The organism is Vibrio sp. 10N.222.52.B12, assembly GCF_002875385.1.
GTDB lineage: Bacteria > Pseudomonadota > Gammaproteobacteria > Enterobacterales > Vibrionaceae > Vibrio > Vibrio jasicida.
Genome location: NZ_MDAW01000080.1, coordinates 1 through 6,946 on the forward strand (window position 1 = coordinate 1; position 6,946 = coordinate 6,946).

A 6,946-nucleotide genomic window follows, 5' to 3' on the forward strand; every position below is an offset into this window, starting at 1 on the left:
TCCGTTGCGGAAATAACGCCCAATTAAGTAGTGGGCAACGCTGCCACCTACCTAAACCATTGTGCCGTATACACTAATGCCGATTCAAACCGAAAGTGCCGAGCGTTGCGAATCTGCTTGAATTGCTTGTTATAACACAATTGCTACACGTCACTTTCCGTGAGTATTTGACGACAATTTCTTACTGTAAGGACACGAATTTCATGGCTGAGGCTATATATGATTCGATAGTGACCAAATAGGATTTCACGATAGTTAGTATGAGGTAACTCAGGAACCATTCGCCCCATTTCAGGCATACTCGAGAGAAGTTCAGTTTTATCGAAAACCTCATTAACCCAGTTTTCTGCCGCCACTGGGTTATCCAGTGAAATAAACTCGGCTGCATCACCTAACTTTTGTAATGCTAGTGGTGACCAGACTACATTCATTTCTTAAGACGCCCCAACACTTGAGCACGAGCGTCTTCATTGGAAACACCTAAACCTGAAGCTAACTGTGCTTCAGCAGTACGCATTTCTTCTAGTAACTCGATCTTCTCTTGCATTGCTTCATATTCCGCAACATCAAGGACAACCGCAACACCCTTACCACGTTGTGTGATTACTAATGGTCTGCGAGTTTCGTTAATCTGTTTAATAAATGACGTTACGCCAGCACGAAATTCAGACAAAGGCTGAATATCTTGGTCAAAGTGGATACGGCTCATGTTGAACTCCTAACAGTACAATTTAATGTACAAATAATAGTTCAACTAGCCATTTTGAGCAATAGCCTGATTTTGTGTTATAACGCCGCGTTAAGTGGTGAGCAACGCTACCACTGGACCAAAACTATTGTGCCGTAAACACTAAAGCTGATTCAAACTGAAAATGCCAAGCGTTTGGAATCCGTCTTAAACGCTTGTTATGCGAATTCATCGACCGAGCCAAGTTGGGCAAATGAAGATTACCTCAGACAAGGAAAACCACAAACAAACCAAGCACTTTTTGTGATTCACTGAACAACCGAAGTCACTATGTTACAGACCCACTTCCAACAAGTGACTAATGGTGAATTTCAGCCAGTGACTAAGCTTTTGCTTCTAGAAACTCAACGCGACGGAAGACCAGCGAAGAAGAAGTTCCGATAAACTAGCACTTGCCACACTTTGCGCCAGCCAAACTAACCACGAACCAACACTCAAAACCAATGAGGCAACCCACGAACTTTGGCATGTTTACGGCTCAAGTGATTCAAGAACTTGGGCCGACAATGCTAAATTGCCGACACAGAAAACCGACTGCCAAAGAGAGCGAGAAAGAAAGACATAGAAGATTTTTGCCCAGTCGCACAACGCCGCGTTAAGTAGTGAGCAACGCTACCACTAAACCTAACCATACCACCTTAAACACAAGACCCAACGATGGAATGAAAAATGCCAAGCGTTGGGAATCTGTCTTAAACGCTTTGTTAGGCTAAAGGTTTCTGCGTATCGTACGCTTTGCTCCAACTACAAAGCCCTGCCAACGATTATTGCTAGGTTTAAGTAGATCTGTGCCTGCCTCAGCTAAAGCTTTAGCCGTACCCGCAACAGGGCAAACTAAACCAGCTAAGTCTCCAAGCATTGCTTCCCCTACCGTTTTGAAATGTCTACTAGAATCAAGATGTTTCATAAATAGCTCATCTTGAGCTTCCTGTAGCGCCCGCTCTACTTGTTCTTTCATCTCACTGACTTCATGTACACCAGCCAAACCATTTTGCTGCACAATCCACTCTCGGAACTCACTCAAGTACTTGTTTTCACGAACTTCATCAATAACTGGGTGATAAGGACCGCTTTTAGTCAGAAAATTAGGGATATTTTCCACTACAAGTAGCTCCGTGAGCTTTAATTTACCCCACACGTCTTCGTCTGAAGTCTCTAGTGGTCTTAGGTTTGAGTTAGTAATAAGCTCAATGTTGGGGTCGTTAAGACGTGAGTGAAATAACATATCAATAGCTAAATTCCGTTCATGAGATGCTGCAAAACCCTCAAACTGACCAAATTTCAAACCATGAGTATGATTATCCACTCCCATTTCATCCAAGACACCAGCACTTCGAATAGCTTCTTGAAAAGTATGAGGGTATTCAAAACGCCCTAGCTGAAGATCATGTACCGAACTGATTTCATCCTTAGTTACTAAGGGTAACTGCTCTGATTCATCTAAGAACGTTACATAAGGTAAAGAACGCATATTTTCTGGACACAAGCTTTTTGACACAAACACTATTTCATCAAACAACAGCATTAAACCAAAAGGAGAATCTAATACAGGATTGGGAGAACTACGTTGATCGGAACCCGTTTTCGTTGCAGGGTTTGTATAGTCATAGCCGACAGGTGTGGATAATCCAACAAATGCTTTTCTCATTGTTCTATTCTCTAAATTATACTTTGTAGTTATCACCGAGGGTGTCAATTTTTAGCCTAACGCCCTGCTAAGGGGTGAACAACGCAATACCGAAGCCGCCGCATACCACCTTAATCACTAAAATCAACGCATAGTAAAAATGCCACGCGTTGCGAATCCCTCTTGAGCAGTTTGTTAGTTTGCAAACCCAAAGCGTTGATTTTACGTTATTTTAAACTTTGCAAACAATAAGCTTTAAGTGTTTTGATGCACTTAAGCTAGGCGTAGTCTCAAAGCGGCTACTCAATGAAACCACGTGGAACAAACAACGCCGCAGAAAACGAACTTACAACACCAAAAAGCGCTTTTGGAAAACTAATCTCACAATGCGGACTTTCAATAAACTCACTGAAACCAAGTGAATTTTCCACACCGGAGAAAACATCATTTCAGCGAGTAAATCGGCTTTTGTACCAACAAACTCAACGAGCAGATTTTCAGCAAAAAAGTACAGTTTGGTTAACCCATAACTCGCCGCACCAAAGAACAAATCAACCGTTGAAACGATGCCAATTTTGGATTTTTACCACGCTAGTTAGCACTGTGATTGAAAGCAGATACGACAACTTAAACTTTGAACTTTTACCACTAGATCTTGCGATATAGCTGCGTTTTTCCTCTTGCAAACTAACGCCCTGTTAAGGGGTGAGCAACGCAATACCGATGCCTCCGCATACCACCTTAATCACTTAAACCAACGCATAGTGAAAATGCCACGCGTTGCGAATCCCTCTTGAACAGTTTGTTAGGCGCTTGGCTTACTGGCAAAGTTCGTCAATCATTTGCTCAAAGTTAGAGTACTTTGATTTGGCCACACTTATGATTTTAGACACTGAGCTTTCATTTGACGGAGCAACCTCCTGAGCAAAGTCCAAAAACTTACTATTTAGGGGGCGCTTCAAATCAGGATAAGCAACAACCTCGTATGGCCCAAGACCATGTGCAAACAACCAAACATAGTCTCCAAAATTTTGTGCAACCACCCCAACTTCACCTTCAGAGCCGAAGAAAACAATAGGTTGTTGCAAAAGATCTTCAACATTGGCGACCAGCCAAAAAGCAGCGTAACCGCCAGAGCCATCTTGACCAAAAATTAAATATTCATGCCCATTGAGTGAAGAATTACCAGTCCATGCTTTAATCCATTCTGATGTTTCCTCTTGCGAATAGAAGTCATCATATGGTTCAAAATCAATTCCCTCACCGTCCGCGTAGTCAATTTCTATTGAGTGCAGTTTTCTCAATTGATCTGGAAAAGTTCTATCCATCTTATCTCTCCATATTTTCTGGACAACGCCTAACGCCGCATTAAGGTGTGAGCGACGCTTGGCTATACTTGAGCGAAGCGAAACTGCCAAGCGTTGCGAATCACTCTTAAATGCTTTGTTAGCTATTTGATAAATGAATTACTTGCCTCATACTTCGTTTCCATTTTATTAGAGTACGACTTTAATTCAGACAAATAATATGAAATATTTTTTGAATCATCTTTACCTGCAATATAGTCTATCGTTGTGTCATCAATGGTAAGAACAAAGCTTGGGTGGAACTCTGACTGATAGGTAACTTTAGTAGTTAAGTTAATCGTTGCATCTTTAGTCCAAGTTACAGTGTCGATTGATAATGGCTCTTCTTTATTTTTCCCTCTACTCTTATTAACTTCATCAATAGTATTCTTCAGGTCTTCATAAGCAGAAGAGTAAAGGTTTTTAGTGTTTGCATAAACTGAAGTGGATGCACGATCATCACCAACAAATGTGACTTCGTATGTTGAACTCAGTGTTTCACGATAGACTTCACCAAGTCTAATTTTTCCAGAAGTTAATTCAATAACATTACCGAACTGCTTAAAATTATTAATTTGCTCTATGCCTAGTAACCCTGACGCTACGACAATAGATGCGCCCAATACCAACATTCGTTTCATATTTTTACCTTATTATGTGTACCAATTTTAACCAAAATAGCTAACGCCGCATTAAGGTGTGAGCAACGCTACCACAAAACTCAACCAAGCCACCTTAAACACAAAACCCAACGATGGAATGAAAAATGCCTAGCGTTGGGAATCACTCTTAAATGCTTTGTTATACATTAGATCCACGGCGGATGATGAATTGCAATTTCATCAGGATTTTTTAGTGATTTTAGGTACTGCGTTGCCTGCTTTAATGATACTTTATGGGCATTCGGATTAGACTTAACGAAGTCAATAAAATCTTCAAAACTATATAGTTCTTCCTTTGTACCAAAAGCAAAATACAACGGAATTTCAAAGTCTTCACTCTCAAAACAGTTCTCTAAGTGATAAATCAGCCCTCGAATATAACCTTCTATATAAGCGACACCAGTATAACTTTTGACTTTCCTTTTCTCTGACTGAATGTGTTGATATTCAACTATTAGCCTCTGCAATCGACATGGGTGAGAATATTCACCTGAATATCGATTTTTTTGTATCCTTTGAAGCGCATGAATCACCCCATCTTGATAACAGGCAGCGTAGATGATCTGTGGACATTCAGTATTGCTAACTTTGTTAGCTATTTCCATGTGCTCATCTTCGAAATCACTTAATATGAATGCGGACAGCTCGTAAGAAAGGTCTGGAAGTAAAAGCTCCCGTTCAACAGCCTCTTGCTTTACCAACTCTAGAAAGTAAGTTCCATCGGTTACGATTGGAATAAGCCCAGCCTCTCTAAATCGCTCAGCCTCAGCCTCAAAAGGAGTCACCACGTACGCTTGTCGATGCAGAAGATCCATTTGAGCTTTTACCAAGCCATATACCTCTTGGAAATCGCTATCACGCATTGAGTAACCAATAAAAATAACTGTTTGAGTCGCCAAGATGGTTTTGAGCATACCTCCAATCAATTCCTCATTGAGACGCCTGGTACACTCAGTGTAGTCGTCCTCTGTTGCTACAACAGTTGAGAGATTATCAATTGAACCATGAATTTTTAGTATACGGCGCTCAGCAACCTCCCAAAATGCTAAATCGCTATCTAAGACAAAAGGCGTTGCATGAGAAAAATCTTCAAAATAAGTATCCCAATTTGTCGTGACGATGTTTTTAACAGGGAAAAGAGTTCCAATTGATTTATGAAAAGACGTAGCCATTTTTTGCAATTCAGGGAAAGAATCAATGGTTTTAAACCTCGAACGAATCATTTGTAACAGCTTCATACGTCCATTTGGCTGCTTACAAAATTCTTGCATCATTTGAGGAAAGCTTAGGTCTTTGTCTGATGCATTAATCTCCCTTGCTACCTGCTCATAGAAGTTAATGTTTAATACAGTTGGAGCTTCAGTGCTAATACCCGCCCCAGTAAAAAACGTAACTTTCCCAGCTAGCACTTCATCGATTAACTCCTTAGGAAGTGGTACATCAAAATTATTTTTGCAACCAACACAATCGCAATTATTCTCATGAGATTTCAAAATCTTCTCCTAATGTATAACGCCGCGTTAAGTGGTGAGCAACGCCAACCACCCTACCTAAACCATTGTGACATAATCACTTAACTCAAAGAAAGCCGAGAGCGCCAAGCGTTGGGAATCCGTCTTAAACGCTTTGTTATACGAATTTTTGCACAGCACTATTAATTACAGCTATGAGTTCTGGCGAAACCTTTTTAACAAACTCAATTTGATTTTGAGACACCTTGTGTATGTCCCCATGCACTGCTGGAGAACAGATTGAATAAACTTCCCGAGCAACACCACCAAGTTCAGAGGGCAAAAGCTCATTTTCTACGAGGTGATATATGATTTTTGTAAGAGGGAAAGGTCTACGTTCAATGTTCAACTCAGAAAGCCGTGCTAAATTTCTTAGACCAGCTTCGATTTGATAACGAGTTTCGAACAGGTACATAATGTCAGGATCAATAGCTGTTGATTTAGTCGATTTTGCTTCATAGCCAAAACCTGCTTCTGTAGCCTTAACTACCTTATCTATTTTTTGCTCCATCTCAGCCAACTTTTCATCACTAGCTGGTGTACTTCCAGTACCTACCCAAAAACTAGGTTTTACGTCAACGCTATTAGAGTTAGAGACTTCATTTCGAAGTGTATTGATTTGTCCTTGTAACTCTTGCTTCGCCTCTTCAATTTGAGCCTTGAGTTTTAAACCCAAAAATTCAAATTGGTTGAAAAACGGAACGAGACAGACAGCAATCCAAACTACAAAAACAAGCATATCGGCTGTTACAGCTTTTCCTAACACAAGGTCAGGAAACCTATGCCAAAAGTAGAAACCTAGCACCAATACGATGACCGTCCACCAAAAGACTTTAAAATTATTACTGAAAAAATTCACCAATATCTCCAATTCGTATAACGCCCTGCTAAGGGGTGAGCAACGCAATACAAAAGCCGCCGCAAACCACCTTAATCACTAAAATCAACGCATAGTGAAAATGCCACGCGTTGCGAATCCCTCTTGAGCAGTTTGTTATGTTTGTTTTTCCAGTTTGAGCTCACCTGTCACTTTAGCCAATCGTAAAGCTACC

General features: G+C 40.6%; 7 protein-coding genes. All 7 read right to left on the reverse strand.

The genetic code is table 11. The annotated features are described in order from the left end of the window. Window positions 1-143: 143 nt before the first annotated feature. Window positions 144-431, reverse strand: a complete 288-nt coding sequence (locus BCT11_RS03930; protein WP_029840597.1) for a type II toxin-antitoxin system RelE/ParE family toxin — start codon at window positions 429-431, stop codon at window positions 144-146. Next, on the reverse strand, window positions 428-709 hold the full coding sequence (locus tag BCT11_RS03935; protein WP_025633738.1) for a type II toxin-antitoxin system Phd/YefM family antitoxin: 282 nt from the start codon (window positions 707-709) through the stop codon (window positions 428-430). Before BCT11_RS03935 ends, BCT11_RS03930 begins: the two co-directional genes overlap by 4 nt. Before the next feature lie 748 nt (window positions 710-1,457). Next, window positions 1,458-2,396 (reverse strand): hypothetical protein, encoded by a 939-nt coding sequence (locus BCT11_RS03945; RefSeq protein ID WP_102387221.1) that lies wholly within the window; start codon window positions 2,394-2,396, stop codon window positions 1,458-1,460. A gap of 797 nt (window positions 2,397-3,193) precedes the next feature. Further along, on the reverse strand, window positions 3,194-3,703 hold the full coding sequence (locus tag BCT11_RS03975) for an SMI1/KNR4 family protein (RefSeq protein WP_102387227.1): 510 nt from the start codon (window positions 3,701-3,703) through the stop codon (window positions 3,194-3,196). Window positions 3,704-3,825: 122 nt separating this feature from the next. Beyond that, a complete protein-coding gene (locus BCT11_RS03980; protein WP_102387223.1) occupies window positions 3,826-4,362 on the reverse strand; it encodes a hypothetical protein in 537 nt (178 codons plus the stop codon). A 167-nt stretch (window positions 4,363-4,529) separates the two neighbouring features. Next, window positions 4,530-5,876 carry an SIR2 family protein gene (locus BCT11_RS03985; RefSeq protein ID WP_133152136.1) on the reverse strand — a complete coding sequence of 449 codons (1,347 nt, stop codon included), beginning with the start codon at window positions 5,874-5,876 and terminating at the stop codon, window positions 4,530-4,532. A gap of 136 nt (window positions 5,877-6,012) precedes the next feature. Further along, on the reverse strand, window positions 6,013-6,753 hold the full coding sequence (locus BCT11_RS03990) for a hypothetical protein (protein WP_241908974.1): 741 nt from the start codon (window positions 6,751-6,753) through the stop codon (window positions 6,013-6,015). Window positions 6,754-6,946 lie beyond the last annotated feature (193 nt).